Origin of the sequence: Paenirhodobacter huangdaonensis (assembly GCF_004022465.1) — a bacterium.
GTDB classification, from domain to species: Bacteria; Pseudomonadota; Alphaproteobacteria; order Rhodobacterales; family Rhodobacteraceae; genus Rhodobacter; species Rhodobacter huangdaonensis.
In genome coordinates, this window is the sequence record NZ_SAVA01000001.1 from 451691 (window position 1) to 473821 (window position 22131).

The 22131-nt window shown below is 65.7% G+C and carries 31 protein-coding genes and 1 tRNA gene; 13 read left to right on the top strand and 19 right to left on the bottom strand.

Annotated features, from left to right (window positions below):
• Positions 1-2: 2 nt before the first annotated feature.
• The 17 genes from EOW66_RS02135 to EOW66_RS02215 all read right to left on the bottom strand — a co-directional run bounded on the left by EOW66_RS02135 (position 3) and on the right by EOW66_RS02215 (position 13925).
• Positions 3-413, bottom strand: a complete 411-nt coding sequence (locus EOW66_RS02135; RefSeq protein WP_128154453.1) for a hypothetical protein — start codon at positions 411-413, stop codon at positions 3-5.
• Positions 413-733 carry a head-tail joining protein gene (locus EOW66_RS02140; protein ID WP_239017464.1) on the bottom strand — a complete coding sequence of 107 codons (321 nt, stop codon included), beginning with the start codon at positions 731-733 and terminating at the stop codon, positions 413-415. The genes EOW66_RS02135 and EOW66_RS02140 overlap by 1 nt, the downstream gene beginning before the upstream one ends.
• Positions 733-1065 (bottom strand): DUF2190 family protein, encoded by a 333-nt coding sequence (locus EOW66_RS02145; protein ID WP_128154454.1) that lies wholly within the window; start codon positions 1063-1065, stop codon positions 733-735. The genes EOW66_RS02140 and EOW66_RS02145 overlap by 1 nt, the downstream gene beginning before the upstream one ends.
• 83 nt (positions 1066-1148) lie before the next feature.
• Entirely contained in the window at positions 1149-3248 is a 2100-nt protein-coding gene (locus tag EOW66_RS02150) for a head maturation protease, ClpP-related (RefSeq protein ID WP_128154456.1), read from the bottom strand.
• A complete protein-coding gene (locus tag EOW66_RS02155; protein WP_128154457.1) occupies positions 3241-4716 on the bottom strand; it encodes a phage portal protein in 1476 nt (491 codons plus the stop codon). The genes EOW66_RS02150 and EOW66_RS02155 overlap by 8 nt, the downstream gene beginning before the upstream one ends.
• A gap of 4 nt (positions 4717-4720) precedes the next feature.
• Positions 4721-4921: a phage head-tail joining protein gene (locus EOW66_RS02160; protein WP_128154459.1), complete on the bottom strand. Its 201-nt coding sequence runs from the start codon at positions 4919-4921 to the stop codon at positions 4721-4723.
• Positions 4912-7083 (bottom strand): phage terminase large subunit family protein, encoded by a 2172-nt coding sequence (locus EOW66_RS02165; RefSeq protein ID WP_239017465.1) that lies wholly within the window; start codon positions 7081-7083, stop codon positions 4912-4914. Before EOW66_RS02165 ends, EOW66_RS02160 begins: the two co-directional genes overlap by 10 nt.
• Positions 7084-7094: 11 nt before the next feature.
• A complete protein-coding gene (locus EOW66_RS02170) occupies positions 7095-7754 on the bottom strand; it encodes a DUF1441 family protein (protein ID WP_239017466.1) in 660 nt (219 codons plus the stop codon).
• 162 nt (positions 7755-7916) lie between these two features.
• The gene (locus EOW66_RS02175; protein ID WP_128154463.1) at positions 7917-8645 is read right to left on the bottom strand and encodes a hypothetical protein; all 729 of its coding nucleotides are present in this window, start codon (positions 8643-8645) and stop codon (positions 7917-7919) included.
• Positions 8646-8754: 109 nt separating this feature from the next.
• Positions 8755-9525 carry a hypothetical protein gene (locus EOW66_RS02180; RefSeq protein WP_128154465.1) on the bottom strand — a complete coding sequence of 257 codons (771 nt, stop codon included), beginning with the start codon at positions 9523-9525 and terminating at the stop codon, positions 8755-8757.
• A gap of 385 nt (positions 9526-9910) precedes the next feature.
• Positions 9911-11710, bottom strand: coding sequence for a DNA primase family protein (locus EOW66_RS02185; protein ID WP_128154466.1), 1800 nt, complete (start codon positions 11708-11710; stop codon positions 9911-9913).
• Positions 11707-12045 (bottom strand): hypothetical protein, encoded by a 339-nt coding sequence (locus tag EOW66_RS02190; protein WP_239017467.1) that lies wholly within the window; start codon positions 12043-12045, stop codon positions 11707-11709. The genes EOW66_RS02185 and EOW66_RS02190 overlap by 4 nt, the downstream gene beginning before the upstream one ends.
• A 52-nt stretch (positions 12046-12097) precedes the next feature.
• Positions 12098-12583, bottom strand: a complete 486-nt coding sequence (locus EOW66_RS02195) for a DUF1937 family protein (RefSeq protein ID WP_128154468.1) — start codon at positions 12581-12583, stop codon at positions 12098-12100.
• Complete coding sequence (locus EOW66_RS02200; protein WP_128154470.1) at positions 12580-12921, bottom strand: hypothetical protein; 342 nt, start codon at positions 12919-12921, stop codon at positions 12580-12582. The genes EOW66_RS02195 and EOW66_RS02200 overlap by 4 nt, the downstream gene beginning before the upstream one ends.
• A 91-nt stretch (positions 12922-13012) precedes the next feature.
• Positions 13013-13207: a hypothetical protein gene (locus EOW66_RS02205; RefSeq protein WP_128154472.1), complete on the bottom strand. Its 195-nt coding sequence runs from the start codon at positions 13205-13207 to the stop codon at positions 13013-13015.
• Positions 13204-13530, bottom strand: coding sequence for a hypothetical protein (locus tag EOW66_RS02210; RefSeq protein ID WP_128154473.1), 327 nt, complete (start codon positions 13528-13530; stop codon positions 13204-13206). The genes EOW66_RS02205 and EOW66_RS02210 overlap by 4 nt, the downstream gene beginning before the upstream one ends.
• On the bottom strand, positions 13527-13925 hold the full coding sequence (locus tag EOW66_RS02215; protein WP_164880994.1) for a hypothetical protein: 399 nt from the start codon (positions 13923-13925) through the stop codon (positions 13527-13529). The genes EOW66_RS02210 and EOW66_RS02215 overlap by 4 nt, the downstream gene beginning before the upstream one ends.
• A 398-nt stretch (positions 13926-14323) precedes the next feature.
• Between EOW66_RS02215 and EOW66_RS02225 the strand changes: the two genes are divergently transcribed.
• The 13 genes from EOW66_RS02225 (at position 14324) to EOW66_RS20900 (ending at position 21093) form a co-directional block, all read left to right on the top strand.
• On the top strand, positions 14324-14917 hold the full coding sequence (locus tag EOW66_RS02225) for an XRE family transcriptional regulator (RefSeq protein ID WP_128154478.1): 594 nt from the start codon (positions 14324-14326) through the stop codon (positions 14915-14917).
• Positions 14918-14938: 21 nt separating this feature from the next.
• Complete coding sequence (locus EOW66_RS02230; protein WP_128154480.1) at positions 14939-15187, top strand: hypothetical protein; 249 nt, start codon at positions 14939-14941, stop codon at positions 15185-15187.
• Positions 15188-15377: 190 nt separating this feature from the next.
• Positions 15378-15719: a DUF6948 domain-containing protein gene (locus EOW66_RS02235; protein WP_128154481.1), complete on the top strand. Its 342-nt coding sequence runs from the start codon at positions 15378-15380 to the stop codon at positions 15717-15719.
• Positions 15709-15972 (top strand): hypothetical protein, encoded by a 264-nt coding sequence (locus EOW66_RS02240; protein WP_128154483.1) that lies wholly within the window; start codon positions 15709-15711, stop codon positions 15970-15972. The genes EOW66_RS02235 and EOW66_RS02240 overlap by 11 nt, the downstream gene beginning before the upstream one ends.
• Positions 15973-16037: 65 nt before the next feature.
• Positions 16038-16172: a hypothetical protein gene (locus tag EOW66_RS20785; protein ID WP_275402030.1), complete on the top strand. Its 135-nt coding sequence runs from the start codon at positions 16038-16040 to the stop codon at positions 16170-16172.
• Positions 16172-16453 (top strand): hypothetical protein, encoded by a 282-nt coding sequence (locus EOW66_RS02245; RefSeq protein ID WP_128154484.1) that lies wholly within the window; start codon positions 16172-16174, stop codon positions 16451-16453. Before EOW66_RS20785 ends, EOW66_RS02245 begins: the two co-directional genes overlap by 1 nt.
• A gap of 183 nt (positions 16454-16636) precedes the next feature.
• Positions 16637-17116 carry a Gp49 family protein gene (locus EOW66_RS02250; RefSeq protein WP_239017468.1) on the top strand — a complete coding sequence of 160 codons (480 nt, stop codon included), beginning with the start codon at positions 16637-16639 and terminating at the stop codon, positions 17114-17116.
• A 126-nt stretch (positions 17117-17242) separates the two neighbouring features.
• Positions 17243-17551 carry a DUF2312 domain-containing protein gene (locus EOW66_RS02255; protein WP_128154763.1) on the top strand — a complete coding sequence of 103 codons (309 nt, stop codon included), beginning with the start codon at positions 17243-17245 and terminating at the stop codon, positions 17549-17551.
• Positions 17551-18723, top strand: a complete 1173-nt coding sequence (locus EOW66_RS02260) for a DNA polymerase III subunit beta (RefSeq protein ID WP_128154486.1) — start codon at positions 17551-17553, stop codon at positions 18721-18723. Before EOW66_RS02255 ends, EOW66_RS02260 begins: the two co-directional genes overlap by 1 nt.
• 187 nt (positions 18724-18910) lie before the next feature.
• Entirely contained in the window at positions 18911-19627 is a 717-nt protein-coding gene (locus EOW66_RS02265; RefSeq protein WP_128154487.1) for a hypothetical protein, read from the top strand.
• Complete coding sequence (locus EOW66_RS02270; protein WP_128154488.1) at positions 19624-20337, top strand: DUF7168 domain-containing protein; 714 nt, start codon at positions 19624-19626, stop codon at positions 20335-20337. The genes EOW66_RS02265 and EOW66_RS02270 overlap by 4 nt, the downstream gene beginning before the upstream one ends.
• Positions 20338-20446: 109 nt before the next feature.
• Complete coding sequence (locus tag EOW66_RS02275) at positions 20447-20887, top strand: hypothetical protein (RefSeq protein ID WP_128154490.1); 441 nt, start codon at positions 20447-20449, stop codon at positions 20885-20887.
• 35 nt (positions 20888-20922) lie between these two features.
• Positions 20923-21093 (top strand): helix-turn-helix domain-containing protein, encoded by a 171-nt coding sequence (locus EOW66_RS20900; protein ID WP_394342831.1) that lies wholly within the window; start codon positions 20923-20925, stop codon positions 21091-21093.
• A 77-nt stretch (positions 21094-21170) separates the two neighbouring features.
• On the opposite strand, the gene EOW66_RS02285 is transcribed toward EOW66_RS20900, so the two are convergent.
• A tRNA-Leu gene (locus EOW66_RS02285) sits at positions 21171-21255 on the bottom strand.
• 43 nt (positions 21256-21298) lie between these two features.
• Complete coding sequence (locus EOW66_RS02290; RefSeq protein WP_128154492.1) at positions 21299-22075, bottom strand: enoyl-CoA hydratase-related protein; 777 nt, start codon at positions 22073-22075, stop codon at positions 21299-21301.
• Positions 22076-22131: the final 56 nt, after the last annotated feature.

Below are 22131 nucleotides of genomic sequence, written 5' to 3' on the forward strand. Positions count from 1 at the left end.
TGTCAACGACCCCTCCACGAGGTCACGCGAAAATTCACGACGACCGTGCCGATACGGCTCGATCCATCTCCCGATGTGACGGTGGTCACCTCATCGGTGGTGCACTCCGTCTCGCGCGTCATCAGCGCACCGATGACAGCCGCTTCGATTGCATCTGCATCGAGATCGAGCTGATCCTCGATTTCGGTGCCGCCGGCACGCTTCAGCACGACCTGCAGCAGCGTGCCCCTTTCTGTCTGCCCATGGGCCGACGGGCGCGATTTTTCCGAGGGTGTCACGACGCAAATCAGCGGCATCGCCATGGTGTCGATCCGCTCCGTCCATGCCGTCATCTGCGTGATCCCGGACAGGGCTGCATCGGCAGCCATGGCCGCCCGCGCCGCAGCCCGATACTCGGCCCGGTAGTGCGCCATCACTCCACCTCGTACAGTTCGCACACCAGGTGTGCATCGACTGCCGGAGACCCACTCGGCTGGGCATTCAGGATCTCGTAGATACGCCCGTCACCAGGGGCGATGCGGTCGCCACGCTGAACCTCGGGCGCCAGATCGGATCGCACCCGCCATGTCGGCGCCATGACCAGGACTGCGTGGCCATCTCTGTCCACGTCCTCGGTAGGATGGCGCCGGAAGATCGAGCCGATCTGCCTCGATCCACCACCACGCGGCATATAGGTGACCGGGGAGCCGAGCATGTCGCTCAACACCCCGGCCATCCCATCGAAGATGCTCATCAGCGGATCACCCCATCGAGCAGCACAGACCCCACCGCCGACGGGTTTGCCGCCGCGCCCGCCGCCGCGCCGATCAGCGTGTTGTCGGTGTCCACCGTGGTCACCAGCCGGGCGGCGTCGTCCCAGTAGAGCGCATCGCCGATGCTCCACGCCTCCGCCGCGACCTTGGCAAGGTCGAACACGCCGACGCGCTCGATCTCGACGCCCGCGCCGACCTCGGCATCGTGCTGCGCGACACCGACGATCGCGCCGCGCTTGAGCAGCTGGCCGCCGGACACCGCATAGGGAGCCGGAACGGCGATCGTGCGCCCGGCCTGAAGGAAGTTCTTCATCGCAAATCTCCATTGCACAGGATGAAAACGACGAAAGCCGCCCGAAGGCGGCTCTCGTCAGGGGCAGTTAGGCTCTGAACGGGTCAGCCCGCGTTCTTGTAGCCGCCGACGAAATCGGCAGCGCCGAGACCGAAGTCATGCTCGACCGTCATCGAGAAGCCCTGCGTCCCGAAGGGCTCCTCGGTGCGCACCCGCGGCGCCTCTGCGCCGTCGAGGAAGCCATAGACCCAGCACGGCGCCCGTTCGGACAGCAGATACCAGGCGCCATCCTCGATTTCCGAGGTCACCACAGGCTTCAGACGGCCCGAGAACGGGTTGACCGCATCCGCCGAGGTCGGCGTGATCGTCGCCACGCGCCGCTCCGCCTCGGTCTCGCGCTCGGGACCAACCAGCAGGATCGTGGGGGCCAGGTTGCGCGTGATACCATCGACCGATTTCTGACGACGCATGGCCGCGCGGCCATCCGACAACGCCTCATCGGTGATATCAGTCCCGGCCGCAGCGAGGTTGCCGTGATCGGCGTGGAAGATCGCCTTGCCGTCCGACATCTTGGCGCCAAGCGCCCCGGCGTAGAACAGCTGCTCCTCGAAATGCGCCACCGTCTCGCCATAGCTCGACAGCATCTCATCGATCGCGCCCAGATCGTCGTTGATCATCATCTGGCGCGAGATCGTCAGCCCGCGACCATAGGCGGCGATCACTGCGGTCTCGCCGCTTTCCCCGAAGGTGCCCCACTTGATCTCGCCGGTTTCGCCCACCGGCAGCAGGGTCGGGAAATCCCCGGTCCGCACCAGCGGCATCGGGCGGAAATCACGGAAGTTCCGCTTGCGCGCGATCGCCCGGTAGGTGGGCTGGAAGGCGCTGTAGCGTTCAAGCAGCACCTTGTTCAGCGCATTCTGGAAGATCGCCGGAAAATCCGACGTGGCATGCGACGCATCCATGAAGATGCCGATCTTGTCACCGGCGGAACGGATGCGCCCCCGGTGCCCGATCGAGGCCGCCGCGATCTCGACGATCGACATGTCCATATAGCCGCGCGCGGCGCCGGAGGTGGGATCACGGCCGGTGATCTGGGCAGTCAGGGCCTCGGTCATCCCCTGCCGCATCGTGGTGCGCTCGTCGCGCAGGATCTGGGCCCGGCTCAGGCCGGGGCGCGGTTTCGTCATCGTCGGGTTCCCGTTGTTGGAGGTGTAATCGGAGATCGCCTGCGCGGTGGTGAGGCCGCGCCCGATCCAGTTCATCGCGATGTCGGCGCCAAGGCGGCGCGAGGCCGCAAAGCGCAGGATGCCGGCCGCATGCGGATTGTCCTGCCCCGGCTCGTCCTCTTCTTCCGGATCGGCGCCCGGCTCCCCTTCCAGCTCCCCTTCCGGGTCGTCTTCCGGGTCGTCTTCGGGCGGCGGCTCATCGCCATCCGGCTCCCCCTCGGGGTCGACGTCCATCTCGGGATCGTCGATCTGCTCCATCTCCTCCGCCGGATCGCCGGCGGCCCCGGCCGTCATCTTGGTCTTCTTCATCGTCTGTCCTTTCTCGCTCTTGCTGGGATCTGCCCCGGTCATCCGGGCCATGATGGAGGCAACCGACTGACCTGCACCGAGGCCGGAACCGACAGCCCGCAGGGCTGCCGACGCCTTCGGATAGAGCCGGTAGTCGAAGAGCGCGGCCGCCGCGGCCTCCGCCCCCTCGTCGGTCTCGGTCGCAAAGCCGGCTTCCACCGCTGCCGCACCGTCGAAATAGGTCTCAGCCCGCATGATCTCGCGCGCAGCCTCGACGCTGATGCCCGCCCGCGCCGCATAGACCGCGGCATAGGCATTGGCGCAGACCGCCAGCCCCTTGGCGGCATCGAGGTGATCCTGCTCGGTGCCGCGGCCGACCGTCCACATGCTTGCCGGGTCATGGATCATCATGATCGCCCCGACCGGCATCACGATCCGGTCGCCTGCCATCGCGATCAGCGAGGCGGCCGAGGCCGCGATCCCGTCGATCACCACCGTGACCTCGCCGTCGTGGTTCTTCAGCGCGGTGTAGATCGCCTGCCCCTCGGTCGCGATCCCGCCGCCCGAGTTGAGCCGCACCGTCAGCGGCCCCGAAAGCCCCGTCAGCTGCTCACGCACCGACGCTGCCGTGAAGCTCTCCTCGTCCCAGAAGGAGGCCCCCACCGAGCCGGAGAGACAGATCTCATTCATCCTGCGTTTCCTTGTCGCTGAACCCCGCGACCTGCCGCGACACATCGGCGCGCGGGTCGCTGTCGAACGGCAGACCGAGCCGGTCCGCCTCTTCCTTGTCCTGAAGCTGTTCCTCGAGCAGACGCTCGGGATCGACCCCGAGCTGGCGCACCACACCCTGCCGGCTCTGGAAGCCCGAGCGGACCGCCTCGCGCAGCGCACTGAACTCCCGCGCCGGGTCCACGAGGATCCGGTGCGGCGGCACCCAGGTCAGCCTGACCGCCCCGGGGATGTCCCACAGCTCTGGCGTGACGTCAGACCATGCCTCGACGATCCATCGTCCGATCGGCTGCAGCATCATCGGCACCAGCATCCGCCACTGCCAGCCGGAGACGTTGCGTTCCATCTCCAGACGTCCGATCCGGGCAGAGGAGAAGTTCACCCCGCCCAGATCCCCGGTCATCGCCTCGTAGGTGATCCCAACCCCCATTGCGACCGAGCGATAGACCCCCTTCTTGAACTCGCCATAGTCCCCGACCTGCGGCGGCTCCCCGAACGTCATGTCCTCGTCCGAGCCCACCGGCATGATCAGCCCGGGCTGCAGCGTCTCTCCCAGCTCCGGGCGCGGCATGTTGTCCATGTTCATGTGGTGGAAGGCCACGAAACAGGCGGCGATCTTCTGCCGCATCAGATGCGCGTCGTCGGCATCGTCGGCGTTGAGCAGCTTTTCCGCGACCGGCGTGTACCAGCTCACCCCGCGCGTCTGCCCCGGGCGGTCGACGCGGAAGACATGAATGAGATCCTCAGCCGGCACCCGCTCGGAGGTCAGCGGCGACGCCCCGGGGCGCCATTCACCGCCCGGATGCTGGGTATAGAGCCAATAGGCGACCCGGTTGCCGCCCTGGTCATACTCGATCCCCTCGCGGATCTCGTGGCCGTCGAGCGTCAGGCCGAAGCGCGTGTCGTCGATGTAGTCAGGCTCCAGAACCTCGAGCTGCAGCGGGATGCAAAGCCCAGCCGATGCCGGACGATGCCGGCGGATCAGGACCTCACCCGCATCGACGATCGTGTTCATCGCCAGCGCCTGCAGCCCGTAGAGGTTCTGCAGCCCGCATCGGTCGATCGCGACCGTGTCGCAATGGGTCTCGATCATCTCGAGGCCCTGCAGCTTCAGACGCTTCTGCATCGGCACCGGCAGGACGCGCGAGCACTGGATCTTCGGCAGGATGCCGTCACCGACCACATGACCGGTGATCACCTGCTGGATCCGTGCCGCCATCGGCGTGTTGCGGATCAGGTCGCGTGCGTAGAAGGCAATCCGGCGCCGGTCCCGCCCCGCAAGATCGGCATCCGAGCCGCTCGCCCGGATGCCCTCGTTGTTCCGCCCGAGCTGCGCCGCGCGATAGTGCATCGTCAGCAACCGCGCGCGTTCCCGTTCGGCAGCGCGGCGCGGAGAAAACGCCGCCACCACCCGGTCGATCATCCCCATCACCTTACCCCCTGGAAAACTTCGGCCGGTAGAGGCCCGGCCTGCTGACCGGAGAGACCTCGTCTTCGATCATCGCCGCGATCCGGCGCATCTCATCGAGCGAGCGGAAGGTGACCTTCTCGCCGTTTACCTCGAGCGAGGTCACCCCGCGCGCGATGTTGGCCTTCAGCTGGGCCAGTTGCTCTGCCGTGTAGCTCACAGCCATCCCTTCCCCTTGCGGATCCATCCGCCACGGCCGGGAGCCCCGGACCATGGCGCCTTCGGCGGCGCCGTGCGGGGCTCTGCCGGCTCGGCGCCCTTCACCTCTGCCCCGGCCGGGGCATCGGTTCGCGCGGTGTCCTTGGCCTCAGACCGCACCAGGAACGGGTTTTCCGCCCCCAGCTGCGCCCAAAGCGGCGGCGCCGCCCAGTTGATCGTCTCGCCGCGCTTGTGGATGTGCAGCGCCCGCGCCTGCACCAGGTGGTCGAGGCTTTCGTTGCGCACCATCCCGGGCCGCTTGGACCAGCCCTTGTCGCCCCGGCGCTCGGCGGTGAACTCGGTCAGGTGGTCGTCCTCCATCCACTCCCCGATGAGGCAGGCATTCACATGGCCGGCCTCGGCCCGCAGCGATGCCATCACCGCATCCTTCAGCCGGTCCGTCGCCATGTGCAGGATCTGGATGTCCTTCGCGACGCGCCGGCGCCTGGCCTTCTGGCTGGCGCTTTCCGGCGCCTTCAGCCAGACCCGGTCGGCGCGGTTCAACCCGCCCTCGCCGCGGGTCAGGAACCAGCGCTCCCCCTGCCCGGCCCGACGCCGCCCGCGGTAGAACCGATAGGCGTTGTCCGTCGTGGCGCCGCCGCCGTGCATGTCGATCGCCAGCGCCACCGCCCGGAGCCGCACCTCCGTGCCCTCGACCGGCCAGCTGCGCTCGGCCAGAGGTTCAAGCGCGGCCCAGTCCTCGGCCTGCTCGAACGGCTTGAGCAACCGCTCCGCCTCCGCCCCCGGCATCGAGAAGATGTCGAAGCGGTCGATCGGCATGTGCTGCCCGTCCTGCCCCCAGGCGGTCACCCCGACGGCAAAGCGCGTTCCCTGAACGTCGACCGACACCGTCACGTAGCGCGCCCAGGAGGGCGCCACCCCGCGCGGAAGATCGACCCCGCGCGCCTTGTCGCGCAGCCCCTGCACCGTGACTTCCATCTCGGACCCGGCCGAGCGCGGAAAGTGAGGCTGGGCAAAGCCGGTGTTCATCACCGTCTTCAGCTTTTCCTCGTCCCCCGTCGCCTCGAATGTCACAATCGCCTGACGATACATCGTGACCAACTCCTTCCAGGACGAAAAGGCCGCGGCCGTGCCGTCGAGCCAGTAGCTCAGCATGTCGGTGCGGCGGACCCGTCCGCTGTCGATCGGCACAAGCTGTGGACGCCCCTCGGCGTCGGCCTCGCCGCTCTCGTGCAGCCAGCGCCCCGCCGCATTCAGCTCGCGCTTGAGCTCGTGGCCAAAGGTCTCGCGGCAATGCGGGCAGCGCATCCGCGCCGCCTCGCCCGCCTCCATCGGGTCGCCGCTCTCGGGATAGACGAGCCGCTTGTGGGTTGGCTCGAACAGCGCGCCGCAGGACGGGCACGGCCAGTACCAGCGCCCCCGCGTCCCGTGCGGATAAAGTGCGAGCACACCATAATTGACCGGCGGGCAGTCATGCGGTGTCCGCGCGCGCCAGCTTTCATCCCGGAGCGGCGCGCCAGGACTGCTCTCGACCACCACCATGCCGCGCGACAGGTAGGTCCGCGCCCGGGCTCGCATCAGCGAATAGGCATCGCCCTCGCCATCGATGCTCTCCGGGAAGTGGTCGTAATCGGTGCCCAGCACCAGCCGCATCGTCGCCGAGCTCAGCTTGGTGATCGTCGGCCAGTCGATCGTCAGCTGCGTCCCCCCGGTGAAGAGCTTATGATAGATGTTGTCCGCCCCGCGCCCGCTCGCCTGGCGCGCCCGCAGATCGGGGCTGTTGCGCACCATCGGCGCGAGCTTGTTGCGCTCGAACTCCGCCGCGGCCTCGCGCGTCATCTGGAACAGCGCCACCCGCCCGGGATCCGCACAGATCGTGTAGGCCAGCGCCGATTGCAGCATCTGCGTCTTGCCCGACTGCGACGGCCCGCAGAACGCGAGCCCCCGATAGCTGCGCGACGCGATCATGTCGGAGGGCTCGACCATGTAGGGCGTCACATCGCGCCGAAACGGCTGCCACTGCCCCGACACGTTCACCCGCATGTATTTCTCGGCCGCCTCCGTTACCGAGATCTTCTCGGCCGGACGCCATGCCGGCAGGGCCAGCCGCAAAGCCACCCTCGGGTCGGCGTAAGGCGGCAGAGGCCCGAAATCATCGAGCATCCGCATGCCCGGCCTCCTCAGATCAGAAGTTGTTCGCTCAGGTCCGCCTCGCCGACCTCGCGGTCGCGAAGCTCCCGCTCCTCGATGCAATCCGCCCAGGCGGTCAGCAGGTCGCTGCCGATCCGCGCCACGGCCGAGACCTGCGACGGGCTCAGGTCGATCTCCCGTTCCAGCCGGTCCGGCATCGCCTCCAGACCGTCGCGCACGATTTTCCCGAGGCTTTCGAGCAGCTCGAGCACGTCGGGCAAGGGCACGAGCTGGCGGCGCCGCCGCTGCGCCTCGGACCAGCGCATGTCGGCCTCGGCCAGCTCGCGCCGCTCCTTCGCCGACATCTGCGCCGCGGGGCTGTCGATCTCGACCCCAAGCATCTCCGCGCGCAGCAGGCTGATCTGCGCCTCGTTGTGCCGGCTGCGCTGTGCCGCCTCGGCCTCGCGCGACTTGCGCCAGGCCCAGCAATGCGACAGCCGCAGCACATAGGCCCGGCCGTTGCCGCCGACCTGCGCCACCGGCATGCCTTCGCGGATCCACTTCGCGACCGTGTTCACCGTGGTGCCGAAAGCCTGCGCGATCTCTTCCTGGTTCATGTCGGCGTCGCTGACCATCGCCGGCAGTGGGTGCGCCCGCAACAGCGGCGCAAGATCGTCGTCGATCTCCACCGGCAGCAGCGGTACTTCCACGCTTTCACCCGCCATCATAAACCCCAACAACCACCCCATCTTGTAGACTGAAAAATCACAAGAAAACACGCGAGCATCGGGGTTGTAATGACCCCCATTCGGGACCTTTCCAGGAAGGACCCACCGGATTTTGACCCCGGACCTCTCCCCCCGATCGGTGCCCTACTTCGATCGCCGCGCGATCATCTTCTCGAAGGCACGCCGGATCTGTTTCGGCAGCTCATCGCGATACACCTTCTCGACGCCATCATAGAACCCGAGCAGTGGGGTGTAGCGGGGCGCCCGGTCCAGGAAATGCATCACCTTGGTGATATCACCATCACCATCACGCTTCCAAATACCCTTCGACAGCTTCGACCCATCGCGAGGCACGAAATATCCTGCCCGCTTCCGATAGCGCTTCCGCGATTCCTTCGTGGTGTTCATCTTCGGATCATGGCGTGCCTGCACGCCCGACATCGCCTGATTGCGCTCACCCGCCTGCCAGTTGCCATACTGGTTCAGCTTCGCACCACTCGCCGGCACACCGAAAGACACTGCCCCGCCATATTTCAGGTTGTATTGCAGTGCCCGCTCGGTTCCCGTTTGCGGCCTTGCGCCGCCCGCCTCCTCGACCTTGAGGAAATGCCGGCGGTCCGCAGACGGCCGTTCCATCACTGTGATGGTGAGATCGGTTGGCCGTGCACCCCGGATTCGAAATGCATTGAGCGCGAAAGGCGTCGGGCGGTCAAACACGAGACGCATCCGCTCCTGCAAATGACTGATCACCTTGGGCGCCGTGTCATTGAGCGCCCATGTCGATGCAATCTTCGCATCACGCTCTACCAGTCGATCGACGGCGCGCTGAAAATCGCGCAGCGATTGCGGCGTGATGGCGAAGTCGATCTTCATGAGGTTCTTTCATGACATGCAAAAGCGCCCGATGGAAAATCCATCAGGCGCTCTTGTAGATGATGACAAGGAATATGCATCCGGTTGGACTAGCCGTCAACCCCCCGTGTCAGTTGACTTGCGACATGCGCCGCAGCGCATCAGCCAGGGCCATGGCGGCCTTGCGTGCATTCGTCCCGCCCGGGCTCCTGCCTGTGCCACGGATCACCTGCGACACCGTCTGACCACCACAGCAGACCTGATCGACGAGATCGCGCACCGACAGCCCCGGCTTGATCACATGACCATCGGCGTCGATCCACCTGGCAAATACAGACCCACCGCCGATGGCCAACCTCAGTGCCCTGATCCGCCTTCCGTCAGAAATGACCGCGTCGATATAGCCACCATCCCCGGTTCCGCCTGAGCGCCCCGCCATCATGGTCTCGACCGAGACACCGCGCAGACCGGCTGCATCATGGCGCTCGATCAGCGCTGCATAGTCTCGGCCTGCCCTGATCGCGGCGGCAGAGAACAGCATGCGATGCCCGTCACCACCGCGCCGCCGCGCCTGCAGATCCATCAGGTCGAATGCGTCGGCGCCGCGGGCAGCATCGCGCCCACGATAGCCCGCATGCTGCACCTCCCAATCCGCTTCCCCCTTCGGGCAGACAGCAATCGGGGAAAATGCGATCATCGGCCCACGCGCAGGTGCAGCAATGATCTCGGGGCCGCACCGATCCGGCGGACTGGACCGGTCACGCAGGCGTGCGACACGATCCGCATCCGTCGAATACGGATCTGGCAGGCCAAGCGCCCTGGCGATCTGCCTGACCGCGCAGGTCTTCTGCACCGCGATCATCGCCGCAAATGCCTCGATCTCTACATGCTGTGTGATCATTGTCACCTACCCCAATCCATAGATTTTACGCCTGTCTCACGGGAGGCTAGGGAGGCGAGAGGTTGCATACACATCTAGCCTCCCGTTCCACGCAGCCTTTATTTTCGTTTAATTTCCAAGCACTTAACACTTTAGCGGGAGGCTAGGGAGGCTAGGGAGGGTAATTGTAAGAAATGCGTAAGACGGGTCTTCAAAATTCACTTCATGTCTCACATACGCATTACCTGAATTTACCCTCCCTAGCCTCCCTAGCCTCCCGTACATGAGTGCATGATATTGACAATGAACAGCAATCCCCCCGAACCCCGAAGCATTCCAGCCTCCCGTTCCGTTGCCTCTAGCCTCCCTAGCCTCCCGTGAAGACTGGAAAACGGGGTACGGGGCATCATGCATCGACGTCGTCTCGCACAGAGGCATTACGCAGGATGCGGCCCTGACTGTCCCGCGGCATGTTGTAGTATCGCGAGCCGAACGGCTCGACCAGTCTGATGCCCAGGTATTGACTGATCGAATTTTTCGCCTTTGTGAAGGAGCGACTCGTCGCCGGGTGCTTCCACCGCCCTGCGAGACCTGCCATCTTCTTCGACACGGTCATCGGTTTGAAGGCGCCCTTGCCGTTCTCATCGAGCCAGAAATTGAACGCCTCGCACAGATCGCGCGCATAGATCACATCCTGCGGGTCACCTGAGACATGGCAGCAACCAGCCAGGAATGCGCCATACGGGTCACTTTCCTCGCGATAATCCCGCGTCGCCTCGCTGACGATCTCTGGCACCATCAGGCCCTGCTCGAGGTATTCCAGCAGTCCATTCACCAGCCAGCGGAATATGCCGTTTCTCTCCTGCCACAGCTTCTCGCCCAGCTTCGCATCTCGCTGTTCCGGCGGGATCTGGACATCGAAAGGCACCAGCAGCACACGCCGCCAGATGCCGTCGTCGCCGCCGCGGATCTCGGGCTTGTGGTTGCCGCTGATCGACAGCTTGAACAGCGGTCGGAACTCGACGAAATTCGTGTGCAGCGCGCGCACGAGCATTACCTCGCCGCCCGTCAGCTCCTTGATCAGTGCCTCCTGAAATCGCATCCCCTCGTCGGGTTCCGAGGCCCGCACGAATCGTGCCCCGATCAGCTGCATCAGGTCCGGTGTCGCATCCCCACCACCGCGGCGATTTGATCCTGTCAGGCTCTCGATTTTCGCCGATGCAGCATAATCGCCCATCATCCTCAGGATAAGATCCATCAGCACGGATTTGCCATTGGCACCTGAGCCATAGAAGAAGGCAAATTTCTGCTCACCAGTCAGGCCAGTCAGGCTCAGCCCGAGCCAGCGCTGCACGAAACGACGCACCTCAGGGATCGGCAAGACCTGCTCGATGAAGACATCGAATACCGGGCAGGTGGCCTCCGGGTCCCACATCAGAGGCATCATCTTCGACAGCATCTGCGCCCGGTCATGGTCCTCTGTCACCAGGTCAACATAGCGCCGCCCGTCCTGCTGATCGACCATGAACCGCAACACGACATTCTCGGTGTTGATCACCAGAGGATCTGCATCGAGCGCTTCGAGCTCGACCACCCGACGGACCGACGCCTCGGTCAGCATGTTCTTGATCGCGTTCGTGTTTCCGGCGTTCTTGGCATGGGTCAGGCGTCGCGCGACAGACGTCTTGTGCCCATCCATCACCTCGGCCGCGGCTGCAATCCGCTCCTGCGCCGCCCTGATGGCCTCGGCCTGCTCGGTGCTGCGCCGCGCCTTCGGAATGGCGATCAGGTCCTCGATCTCGGCCTCGGCACCCTCTGCCGCCGCGACGATTTCCTGCTGTCTCTCACCGATCGCCAGATAGCGCGTCTCCTGCGCGATCAGATCCGACAGGCCCTGCGCCAGCCGCCGCACGGCGATCTCATCCGGGTCGAGCTTCCAGCGCTGCCCGGTCCACAGATGCCAGCCGACGCGCGGCACAAAGCATATATCTGCACCGTGGTGAACGATCAGACGCTGTCCATTGCCGACGTCATTCAGGGGCAGCTGCGCGCAGATTGCCGCCGGCGCCTCTGTATCGCCGGCACCATCTCCGCCGGGTGCGGGATCGGCCGCGGAGCATGCGGCATACCCATCCCAGCCAGTGACATCCTCTGCATCCTCCACGATGGGGGTCACCTGCATCAGCGGGTCAAAATCTGTGCTCATCGTCCCCGTCCCGTAAATCGACCCGCCGGGTCGACGCGGCCCAGAAATGCCTTGCGATCTGCATCGCCAAAGCTCTCCCAGATCGCCGCGAAAATCCTCTTCCGAGCGGCCTCGCAAAAGGCCGTCCGCTCAATCCTGCGCAGACCGGCTGCGACATAGGCCTCGACCTCATGGGGCGTCGCGAGATCTGCCCACCAGGCAGCATCCTCCCGGATCCGGCCGGTCAGGGTGTCCGCCTCCGGTATCCCTGCCCCCAGCTCATCCAGAACCCACGCCATCACCTGCACTGCATCGTCGCCTCCGCAGACGCGGATCGATGACAGCAGCTGCAGCACTGCCTCCTGACGCCGGAAATCCTCTATTCCGGCGCCGGTGGGCAGTGCCGCGTCACCCCCGGCCGCCATAGACAAAAACCGGGAGGTTGCGGCTGATTGCCCACTGCACCTCTGCCCAGATTCCCGCCGACCGATCCCAGCCCGGGATATCCGGCACCACGATCATCGCGGCCTCATTCAGGATCGGCCGGCACCAGTCCGCCCAGAAATCGCGATCAAGTGGATTGAGCCTGCGCCCGGCCGTGCAGGCCTGCGCATGCATCGCCTCTGCCGCCAGCACGATCGGGCTGACCGCTGTCACACGCTCTCGCATCAGCATAACCATGTGCCGCGATGCCATGACCGACAGCGCCACCGAGCGCTCGAGCGACCATTTCCCCTTGACCAGCACCTCGCGGGTGTAGGGCGTCGCGAGATAGGCGATGCCGACATTATGTCGCGCGACAACTGCTGGCGTCGCACCGACATGCACCAGCTGTGCCCATGGCCCGTCCCTGTCCAGGACCTGCACCCAGTCGATTGCCTCGGCCGAGGTCATTGCGCGCACCCCGCTGCGCGCTGCGCAATGGTGGCCCCGTGCGGCGTGACCTCATAGATCGTCACATCGGACCCGACACCGCGCTCCTTGCCGCCGACGATCAGACCCTCTGCGTGCATCGCCTTGATCGCGGCATCCGAATCCACCTCGACCGGCATCGTCGCAATCAGCTCACCGCGCGTCAGCGGCACGCAGATGTGCCGGCTCCGGCGCCAGAATGCGGCCATCAGCGTGCGATGATCGAGGCCGATTTCATCGGCGCGGGCCAGATATCCGATCCCCCGCAGCCCGGCGAGGTCACACCCCGCGGCGTCCCGGCGCCGCAATCCGTCGCTCATGTCCATCTCCGTGTAAAAATGTGCGGCGGGTGTCCCATCCCGCCGCACCAGTTTCCCGCAGCCCAGGCATTGAAAACTGCGGGGGTGTTCCTCAGTCATCGGCGGCCATGCAGTCCAGAAATCCGCCATCCTGCGTCCAGATCTCCAGCCGCTGCCGCTCGACCGTCAGCGCCTCGGCGCTCTCGTGGGCACCGGCATCGCGCAGCGTCCCGACCGCTGCCGCAAGGCGATCGTCCGCCTCGGAAATCAGCACCCGCGCCGCATCTGCGATATGCACCCAGCTCACCGGTCACCCTCCAGCAGGTCGCTCCTGCCGATGGCGGTCAGCGCCTCGGCCCGCGTCATCTTTCCCCGCGTTTTCAGGACGTCATAATCCGCCCGTTCAGCGTCGCTGAGACAGGACAGAGGGTTTCCGGTCTGGCCTTTCTGCACGATGCCCTCATCGGTGGATCGGCGCTTGTCCGGCAACCTGATCCCGTGCCGCCCCTGCGCCAGCGATACCACCGAGACACTCCGCCCCAGCTGCCCAGCTAACTCGCTCACGCCCCATCCCTGCGCGACGGCATAGCGCAGGCGATCCGGCCAGCTCATTTCCCGCAGATCTGTCATTCCTCGCCCTCCAGCCGTGCCGACATCCGCCGCATCACCTCGAGCGATTCCGTGATTTCCTTGCGCGCCCTCGACCGGTCTCCGCGCCCCGTGGCATAGTCCAGCACCGCACTCATCGCCTCGCCATGCTCGCGCGATGACACGGCGACCTCTGCCAGCAAATCGACCGAGGTCGCCTCGGGCAGCGTCTGCGCCAGCCAGCGCCGCACGCTCTGCGACCCGATTGCACGCTCGAGCGCGAGGATTTCGATGAGCGGCCATTCCAGCTGCCCGGACTGCCGCCGCGAAATCGTGCCCTTCCCGACCTCCCGGCCAAGCGCAGCGCTGATCAGCGCCGCCGCGGCTTCCATGCCGCCCGCCTCCCGGATCAACCCTTCCATCAGGGCCCGGATCATCGCAGCGTCATTCATCGGTCGGCCCTCGCAGGACAGGACTGGAAACCGGGTTTCCGTGACCGTCATCCTCGCCGGGGGTAGCGTGGGGACATGAAAAGAATTCAGGCATTAGACAGCCATCCCCTTCACCTGACGCCGGCACCTGCACTCGGCAAGCTGCGACAATGTGAGGTCAGCTCCACGCTTTGCAGCAGCACGGATGATGTCCAGATCATAAGACGCAGGAATGCGCCCACGCTGCTTCCATGCCGCGACTGTCGGATATGGAAGCGACAGTTCCTTTGCCAGGTCCGAGAGGTTCGGGAAGATTTTCAGCACGTGTTCCATGATCGCACTATGCGTTACGCATTGCAGCACGTCAATGCCCATTGCATAGCGTCGCATGGTAGGACGGCGCCATGACGACGATTGCAGACAGGCTAAGAGAGGCGCGCGAGCGTGCCGGCTATGCGGTGGCGACCGATGCTGCGCGCCGCTTCGGGTGGGCGACACCCACCTATCTTGCCCATGAGAATGGCAGCAGAGGAATCAAGCCCGAAAAGGCACGCGAATATGCACGGGCCTTCCGGGTGTCCGCCGAATGGCTTCTACTTGGGATCGGCGAGAAGACGAAAAAGCTCGTGCCATTCGTTGGCTATGTCGGCGCCGGTGCCGAAGTCTTTGCGATCGATGACGGCGGGTGCCTGGACGAAATCGACCCGCCGCCCGGCATCGGGCCCGAGGCCGTCGCCGTCGGCGTCAAGGGTGACTCGATGTTCCCACGCTACATGGCCGGCGATATCCTGATCTATGACCAGCAGACAACGCCGGTCCGCGCAGACGGGCAGGAGTGCATCGTCAGCTTGCCGGATGGCCGGAAATTCGTGAAGATCGTCCGGGCAGAGCGGGATGGAACAGCGACGCTCGAGAGCTTCAATGCGCCCCCGATGCGCAACCTGATCGTGGAATGGGTCGCCCCGATCCTATGGGTCAAACGCAGCAATTCGAACTGATGTCGTTGAATAGGATATGAAATGCAAACATATGGAATTGCAAAGGTTTTTATACTCCTGATCGAGGTGATCGGGTGGCTCGCAGTTGCAATCGGTCTTTTCGCCGGCCTTGCGCTGATCAGACAGGAAGGGGTTCAGATGGCCGTTCTGAGCGGCTTTTCAATCACCGCATCGGGTATGACCCTGATTACGGTGATGCAGATTGCACGCGCCATTATCGACACCGCCAGGAATACAGCCAAAATCGTCGATCTGCTTGAGAAAAAATAGCCCTGCACCACCCCAGATCGCCCCCGCGCCCTCGGCCCGCCACATGGCGGGCCTTTTGCATATTGGGTGACAGCGATCTTTCGCTATGCGTTTTGTAGTTGACTGCGTGCTATGCGTTGCGCATAGTTGCCCCATCACCCGCCGCTGACACCCACCCCGGGCTGATCGCGGGATCACCGATGGAGGCACAATGATCGACACCACCGAATACAAGGCAGCGCCCGGCCTGACCGATGACCTGATCGGCCGGCATGTCATCATCCGCTCGAACTACGCCGGCGTGCATGCGGGCACGCTCACCGCTGTCGGCCCCGGCGGCAAGGTGCGGCTCAGCGCCTCGCGGCGGCTCTGGTATTGGTGGGCTGCGCAGGGGCACACGCTCACCGGCGTCGCGCTGCACGGCCTCAAGGCCGACAAGTCGAAGATCGCCGGGGCGCTCGATGACATCGTCATCCTCGATGCCTGTGAGATCATCCCGACGACGGCGCAGGCACAGGCATCGATCGAGGAGGCACCGACCTATGAACCCTGATGGCGGCAGCGGCAGCGGCATCTTCGGCGGCGGCTTCGGCAATGGCGACGGCGACGCCGATGGCGGCGGCGGCGGCGGTATTGGCGATGGCAGCGGCGGCGGCGGCGGTATTGGCGATGGCAGCGGCAGCGGCGGCGGTATTGGCGACGGCAGCGGCAGCGGCGGCGGCAACGGCAACGGCAGCGACGGCGGCGGTATTGGCAGCGGCGACGGCAGCGGCATCGGATACGGCGATGGCGGTGGCGGCGACTGACAGAGATCACTGAAAATCAACAGCTGGCGCGATCAGTGCCAGCATCCGAACCGACGGAGGATCACATGGGAAAGACCCGCCTGCACGTTTCCGACCTGCTGCTCGCGGCGCTGATCTGCGCCGGCAGCCTGGTCATCGCCCGCGCCGCGCTCGATACCGCGCTGGCGCTGCCGCAGCTTTCTGCCGGGGCGCTCGCCTGATGGTGCTGCCCGTCTCTCCCCTCGCCCGCCTGCTCGACCGTCTCACGCCGCTTGAGCCCGAGGATCGCATCGACGCGATCATGGGCGAGATCATGGCGACCGGCCGCAGCCAGCTCAACCTGTCCGTGCGGCCCGCGTGGATCGAGCTGCACGGCATCAAGGCCACGGGCCCCGACCTCGCCATGCTCTGCGCGCGCTGGATCGCCGCGGCGGTCGATGCCGCCCCGCTGGCCGAGGCCCGTGCGCAGGTGCCGCCGCGCAAGCCCAAACCCAGAGGCTGACATTGCACGGCGCGGGCGCCGGGACCTCCCCGCCGCCGCCCGCGCAGCCGCGACCCCGGCGGCGCCACCACTCACGATGACCACAGCTGCCGCCGGGGCAGTGATCCGGGCATGTCGCCCGGTGCGGGCGGGATTGCATTCGGCTGGCACCCGCCCGCCAACCATCGAAAGGAACCACCCCACATGACCGATCACAACCTCACCGCATGCCTTGGGAAGCAGGCAGAAGACAAGATCACCGGGATCCGGGGGACCATCACCATGCTCGCCCAGTATGTGGCGGGCACTCCCCGCGTCATGCTCGAGGCTGCCGCGCAAGACGGCAGCCTGCGCGAGATATGGCTCGATATCGACCGGGTCAGGATCAATGACGAACAGGACATCGAGGCTGAAATCAAAGGCAAGGGCCTGACTGCCGCACGCATCACACCTAACATGATCGACGCAGAGATTGTGGGCGAAGAATATCACGTCTTCCCGGGATCCAGCCTCACCATTTGCTGCCTGACCCTCAAGAACGGCTTCACGGTTACGGGCGAAAGCGCCTGCGCCAGCCCTGGGAACTTCGACGCAGAGATCGGGCGGAAGATCGCCTGGGGAAATGCTCGCGAGAAGATCTGGCCACTGATGGGGTTCAGGCTTCGCGACCAGCTCTCCGCCTGACCTTCCGGTGACCGGCCCCCGCGCGGGCCGGCATCCCGAGAGCCAGAGGAGATAGCCATGAATGCGATGACGCCTGCCGCCCCGCGGCATGAAGAAAATCAGGCCAGCATGGCCAGCCTCACCGCCATGCCGCCGGTCGACACGGGCGGGCGGATCCCGGTCAAGAACACGGCTGCGGACATCGCGGTCAGCGACCACTCCTACAGCGTCACCGCGGACGATCTGCGCCAGTTCATCGAGCGCTTCGAGCACCTCGCGGCCGAGAAGAAGGACATCGCCGAGCAGCAGAAGGACGTGATGGCCGAAGCGAAGGCGCGTGGCTACGACACCAAGGTGATGAAGATCATCATCGCGATGCGCAAACGCGACCGCGACGATCTGGCCGCGGAAGAGGCCACCCTCGACCTTTACATGCAAGCACTTGGGGCGCGGTGATGAACGCTCAATCCAAGATCTCCGCCGACACGCACCAGATCGCCAGCGCCTATATCCCGCTGGCAGAGTTTCGCCGGGCCGCGCGGCTGATGGCACAGGTGGTGCCGCGGCGGAACGTTATCCCTGTGCTGGGCTATGTGCGCGTCACGATCGGCCACGGGCGCGTCAGCCTGTGCGCGACGGACCTCGATATCGAGCTGACCATCAATGTCGACGCCGATACGGCGTTTGAGGGTGAGACCGCGGTCATGATCCGTGCCGCCACGCTCGCATCCTTCGCCGCAGCCGCGCGGTCCGTGGTCAACATCTCGGTGCATGCACCGGCGGGCGAGGACACGCCGAGCCTGATCCTGATGGACGGCGGCGACATGGTGGTGCGTCAGCGTGCCCTGATCCCGACCGGGGATTTCCCGCAGTTCTCCGCCTCGACCGTCAAGACCGCCACCTGGACGCAAACACCTGACGAGCTGCGCCGGATGATCCACCTGTGCCGCCACTGCATCAGCGCCGAGGAGACGCGGTATTACCTGAACGGCATCTACCTGCATGCACGCCCCGATGGCAGCACCCTGCGCGCGATGGCGACGGACGGGCACCGTCTGGCGGTCGTGGATACCGACACGCAGATCAGCGCGATCTTCGGCCAGACGCTCAGTGCCATCATCCCGAAACAGCTGGTGGATCTGCTGAAGCTGGTCACGCGGCCCGGGGATAACGCCCTCCTGACGGTCACGATGTGGGAGCGCCACGTGCATATTCATGGGCTGGACATCGAGGTCAGCGCCAAGCTGATCGACGGCCGCTATCCCGAGTACAGCCGCGTGATCCCCGCCGCATCCGATGCGATCTGCTGCACCATCTCCGGGGCAGAGCTGACCAGGCTGAAGCGTGCGGCGGCTGGTGCCGACTATGACGCCCATATCGCTCGCCTCGACGCCAGCAAGGGGATGATCTGCATCGGCAACCAGGACGGCGGGATCGAGATGCCGATCGACATCAAGTGCAAGGACGGCATGACGCCGCCGGTTTTTGGCTTCAGCCTTTTCTACCTCGCCGAGCAGGGCCGGGTTACGCCGACCTTCACGGTCAAGGGCGCCGGCCCCAGAGATCCGTTCATCATCCACGGTGACGATCCAGACGCCATGTTCGTTCTTATGCCGGCGAGGGTGTGATGGAACAGCCTCACCACCCTGCCCGCGTCAGCCTGGCGCCGCTCCCGGAGGCGCTGCGCCTGCGGCACGACGATCCGCGCGCTGAGACGGCGCCGCCTCGCGACGTCATCTCGCCCCCACGCCGCCCGCGCCGCCGCACTCCCGTTCTGGTCGTGGCGCTGCGCGAGATGCTGGCGGAGGGGCGCGCATGACCGCCCTGCGCGTCCTGATCGGCTGCGAGCGCTCGGGCATCGTGCGCCGCGCCTTCGCGACCCGCGGGCATGAGGCCTGGTCGTGCGATCTCGCCCCGGCCGAGGATGGCAGCAACCGGCACATGGTCTGCGATGTGCGCGAGGCGCTCGGCCTCGGCTGGGATCTGGCCGTCATCTGCCACCCGCCCTGCACGCGCCTCGCCAACAGCGGCGTGCGCTGGCTGGCCACCCCACCGCGCAATCCGCCCGACGAGGTCACCGCGGCCGAGCGCGCAGCCTGGCGCGGGCTCGATGACGCGACCCGCCTGCAGATCATGTGGCGCCTGCTCGATGAAGGCGCGGCACTCTTCTCGGCGTGCTGGAGCGCTCCGGTGCCGCGGATCGCGATCGAGAACCCGGTGATGCACAAGCACGCCAAGGCACGGATCCACGATTTCCGCCCCTTTGCGCAGAGCGTGCAGCCCTGGCAATTCGGCACCGATCCCGCCGGCCCGGACAATGTGACGAAGCGCACCTGCCTGTGGCTGCGCGGCCTGCCGAAGCTCACGGCCACCGGCACGCTCGACGGCAGCACCGCGCGCGACGAAATCCACCGCGCCCCGCCCGGCCCCGGGCGAAAGGTCTTCCGCAGCCGGTTCTTCCCCGGCCTCGCAGCGGCCATGGCCGAGCAATGGGGCGATCACGCCCTCGAAGAGATCAGGAGGATCGCATGACCAGAGAAGAAGCCATTGCGCGGATCAAGGCGCTGCGGGCCCGCGCCGCCGACGAGGCATCCTCTGAGGCAGAAGCCGCCGCGGCCGCCGCACGCGCCTCGAAGATCATCTTCCAGTTCGAGGTGACCGAAGAGGAGTTGATCGAGCGTGGCGTCGGCGGCGTGACGGAGGCCGAGCACAACGCCGGACGGCGCTATGCCCACCCGACGCTAGAAGAGGCCGCGGGCGCGATTGGCATGTATGCCGAATGCAGCGCGCTGTTTCGCCGGGGAGCCAACCTGTGGGTCGGGCAGCCGGAGGACGTCGAGTTCGCGCTCTACCTCTGCGAAATGATCCAGGCGGCGGCCGAGCGCGCCTATCTGAACCACCGGAAGGCCAGGTTCTTCTCTGCGCCGAATGCTCACTATCGGAGGTCATTCCTGATCGGCTTCGGCAGATCGATCGCCGAGAGGCTTTGGAACATGACGTCCGAGCGGCGGAGGAGCCGCGCGCGCAAGGGCGGCGGCACTGACCTCATCGTCGTGAAAAATGCCCTGATCGATGCCTACATGACGGAAAACTATCCGGACATCGGGCACACCAGGAGCCGCGCGCGGAAAGAGCCCGATCACAGGGCCTTCCTGTCCGGATATGTGGATGCGGCGCGCGTGAACCTCGAGAGACCACTCTGCGGAACGCCTGCAGCCGGCAAGATCGGAAACGCGGCATGACCGCTGCACCGTCTGCCAAAGCCGTCCCCCGCCGCGCCGTCGACGCCCTGGACATCATCACAGCGGTTGCGCCGCTGGTGGTCGAAGCGAAGCAAGAAGGGAAACAGGAATGAGCACGATTGCTGCGGCTGCTGACCGCTATCTCGACTGCCTACATGGTCTCGCGCGCACCCTCACAGCACAAGCATCTGAAAATATGGTGAGGGCGCTGGTGGCAGAGCGCGACGCGGTGGTGAAGCGCGCCGAGAAAGCTGAGGCTGAGGTCGCGCGACTGCGGGCGCAGGCTGACCCGGTGGCGTGGCTCTGCGAAGACCAGACTTTCAAGGGGGAATATCACTTCGAGCGAAAGGCAGAGAGGGCTGCATTTTTCGAGAGCGAAGGGGACTGGGCGGTGACGCCGCTCTACGCCTCCGTCACCGCCCGCCCAGAGACCAAGGTGCGCGCCGATGTAGCCACCGCCCGCGCAGCGCTGGCCGAGATCGCCAAGATCAGCGCCATCCCGATCCGCCGCATCGCGCAGGATGCGCTCGACAAGATGGGAGGTGAGTGATGGGGCGACACGAGAAGGCAGCAGGCATCCGGCCGATGTGGGTCCGCGTCTCTGACGTCGCAATCTGGTTTGGGGTATCTCGGGCAACCGTCTATCGGGCAGCTGCACGCGGAGAAATCACCATCCATAGGCAGCGCGGGAGCAGAGTGAATTCCGACGAGATGGACGCATGGCTGCGCGGAGATCATCCCCCTATCACTACCTGACAGTGGGGCTAATTGTGGGGCCTGAAAATTCGAATGCGAACATAAATCATTAAAAACAATGCATTGCATTAATTTAATGGTGCGGGCGACCGGACTCGAACCGGCATGGGCTGGGCCCGAGGGAGTTTAAGTCCCATGCGTCTACCATTTCGCCACGCCCGCACTCGGCCCTTGGCTAGCGCGCCCGGGGCGCGCCGGCAAGCGCTCAGCGGCCCTCGAAGCGGGCCGCGCGCTTCTCGAGGAAGGCCTGCACCCCCTCGCGGAAGTCCCGGGTCTGGCCAAGCCCGCCCTGCAGCTCCGCCTCGAGCGACAGCTGCGCCGCGAGATCGTTGGCGGAACTTGCCCGCATCGCCCGCTTCACCGCGGCAAAGGCGCGGGTCGGGCCCTTCGCCAGATGCTCGGCACGCGCGCGCCAGTGATGGCCGAAATCGACGTCGGGCACCGCCTCCCAGATCATCCCCTGCGCCGCCGCCTCGGTCGCGGTCACCTTGTCGGCGAAAAGCGCGAGCCCCATGGCGCGGGCAAGCCCGACCTGCCGCGGCAGCCACCAGGTGCCGCCTGCGTCCGGCATCAGCCCGATCCGGGTGAAGGCCTGCAGGAAGACCGCCGATTCGGTGGCGATCACCACATCGGCCGAGAGCGCGAGATTGGCCCCTGCCCCGGCCGCGGCGCCGTTCACCGCGGCAATCACCGGCACCGGGCAGTCAGTGATCGCCTTCAGCACCGGCTCGTATTCCTCGCGCAGCACGGTCTCGAGGTCGAGCCCCCCGGTCGCCGCGCCATCGGCCAGATCCTGACCCGAGCAGAAGGCCCGCCCCGCGCCAGTGAGCACGATCGCCCGCGCCTCGCCCGCGGCGCGGCTCAGCGCCTCGCGCAGCTCGGCCCGCATCGTGGTGTTGAGCGCATTCATCACCTCGGGGCGGTTCATCGTGATGACCGCAAGCCCCTCGGAAATCTCGTAACGGATCGTCTGCCAGCTCATGCCGTCCTCCCTTGTCCCGACCGGAGATTAGCCGGGACAACGGGGGACGAAAGCGA

What these genes read in the sequence shown, in the direction of transcription:
- EOW66_RS02135 (WP_128154453.1), bottom strand. Translation starts at nt 413, where the DNA reads ATGGCGCACTACCGGGCCGAGTATCGGGCTGCGGCGCGGGCGGCCATG.
- EOW66_RS02140 (WP_239017464.1), bottom strand. Translation starts at nt 733, where the DNA reads ATGAGCATCTTCGATGGGATGGCCGGGGTGTTGAGCGACATGCTCGGC.
- EOW66_RS02145 (WP_128154454.1), bottom strand. Translation starts at nt 1,065, where the DNA reads ATGAAGAACTTCCTTCAGGCCGGGCGCACGATCGCCGTTCCGGCTCCC.
- EOW66_RS02150 (WP_128154456.1), bottom strand. Translation starts at nt 3,248, where the DNA reads ATGAATGAGATCTGTCTCTCCGGCTCGGTGGGGGCCTCCTTCTGGGAC.
- EOW66_RS02155 (WP_128154457.1), bottom strand. Translation starts at nt 4,716, where the DNA reads ATGGGGATGATCGACCGGGTGGTGGCGGCGTTTTCTCCGCGCCGCGCT.
- EOW66_RS02160 (WP_128154459.1), bottom strand. Translation starts at nt 4,921, where the DNA reads ATGGCTGTGAGCTACACGGCAGAGCAACTGGCCCAGCTGAAGGCCAAC.
- EOW66_RS02165 (WP_239017465.1), bottom strand. Translation starts at nt 7,083, where the DNA reads ATGCGGATGCTCGATGATTTCGGGCCTCTGCCGCCTTACGCCGACCCG.
- EOW66_RS02175 (WP_128154463.1), bottom strand. Translation starts at nt 8,645, where the DNA reads ATGAAGATCGACTTCGCCATCACGCCGCAATCGCTGCGCGATTTTCAG.
- EOW66_RS02180 (WP_128154465.1), bottom strand. Translation starts at nt 9,525, where the DNA reads ATGATCACACAGCATGTAGAGATCGAGGCATTTGCGGCGATGATCGCG.
- EOW66_RS02185 (WP_128154466.1), bottom strand. Translation starts at nt 11,710, where the DNA reads ATGAGCACAGATTTTGACCCGCTGATGCAGGTGACCCCCATCGTGGAG.
- EOW66_RS02195 (WP_128154468.1), bottom strand. Translation starts at nt 12,583, where the DNA reads ATGACCTCGGCCGAGGCAATCGACTGGGTGCAGGTCCTGGACAGGGAC.
- EOW66_RS02200 (WP_128154470.1), bottom strand. Translation starts at nt 12,921, where the DNA reads ATGAGCGACGGATTGCGGCGCCGGGACGCCGCGGGGTGTGACCTCGCC.
- EOW66_RS02210 (WP_128154473.1), bottom strand. Translation starts at nt 13,530, where the DNA reads ATGACAGATCTGCGGGAAATGAGCTGGCCGGATCGCCTGCGCTATGCC.
- EOW66_RS02215 (WP_164880994.1), bottom strand. Translation starts at nt 13,925, where the DNA reads ATGATCCGGGCCCTGATGGAAGGGTTGATCCGGGAGGCGGGCGGCATG.
- EOW66_RS02225 (WP_128154478.1), top strand. Translation starts at nt 14,324, where the DNA reads ATGACGACGATTGCAGACAGGCTAAGAGAGGCGCGCGAGCGTGCCGGC.
- EOW66_RS02230 (WP_128154480.1), top strand. Translation starts at nt 14,939, where the DNA reads ATGCAAACATATGGAATTGCAAAGGTTTTTATACTCCTGATCGAGGTG.
- EOW66_RS02235 (WP_128154481.1), top strand. Translation starts at nt 15,378, where the DNA reads ATGATCGACACCACCGAATACAAGGCAGCGCCCGGCCTGACCGATGAC.
- EOW66_RS02240 (WP_128154483.1), top strand. Translation starts at nt 15,709, where the DNA reads ATGAACCCTGATGGCGGCAGCGGCAGCGGCATCTTCGGCGGCGGCTTC.
- EOW66_RS20785 (WP_275402030.1), top strand. Translation starts at nt 16,038, where the DNA reads ATGGGAAAGACCCGCCTGCACGTTTCCGACCTGCTGCTCGCGGCGCTG.
- EOW66_RS02245 (WP_128154484.1), top strand. Translation starts at nt 16,172, where the DNA reads ATGGTGCTGCCCGTCTCTCCCCTCGCCCGCCTGCTCGACCGTCTCACG.
- EOW66_RS02250 (WP_239017468.1), top strand. Translation starts at nt 16,637, where the DNA reads ATGACCGATCACAACCTCACCGCATGCCTTGGGAAGCAGGCAGAAGAC.
- EOW66_RS02255 (WP_128154763.1), top strand. Translation starts at nt 17,243, where the DNA reads ATGCCGCCGGTCGACACGGGCGGGCGGATCCCGGTCAAGAACACGGCT.
- EOW66_RS02260 (WP_128154486.1), top strand. Translation starts at nt 17,551, where the DNA reads ATGAACGCTCAATCCAAGATCTCCGCCGACACGCACCAGATCGCCAGC.
- EOW66_RS02265 (WP_128154487.1), top strand. Translation starts at nt 18,911, where the DNA reads ATGACCGCCCTGCGCGTCCTGATCGGCTGCGAGCGCTCGGGCATCGTG.
- EOW66_RS02270 (WP_128154488.1), top strand. Translation starts at nt 19,624, where the DNA reads ATGACCAGAGAAGAAGCCATTGCGCGGATCAAGGCGCTGCGGGCCCGC.
- EOW66_RS02275 (WP_128154490.1), top strand. Translation starts at nt 20,447, where the DNA reads ATGAGCACGATTGCTGCGGCTGCTGACCGCTATCTCGACTGCCTACAT.
- EOW66_RS20900 (WP_394342831.1), top strand. Translation starts at nt 20,923, where the DNA reads ATGTGGGTCCGCGTCTCTGACGTCGCAATCTGGTTTGGGGTATCTCGG.
- EOW66_RS02290 (WP_128154492.1), bottom strand. Translation starts at nt 22,075, where the DNA reads ATGAGCTGGCAGACGATCCGTTACGAGATTTCCGAGGGGCTTGCGGTC.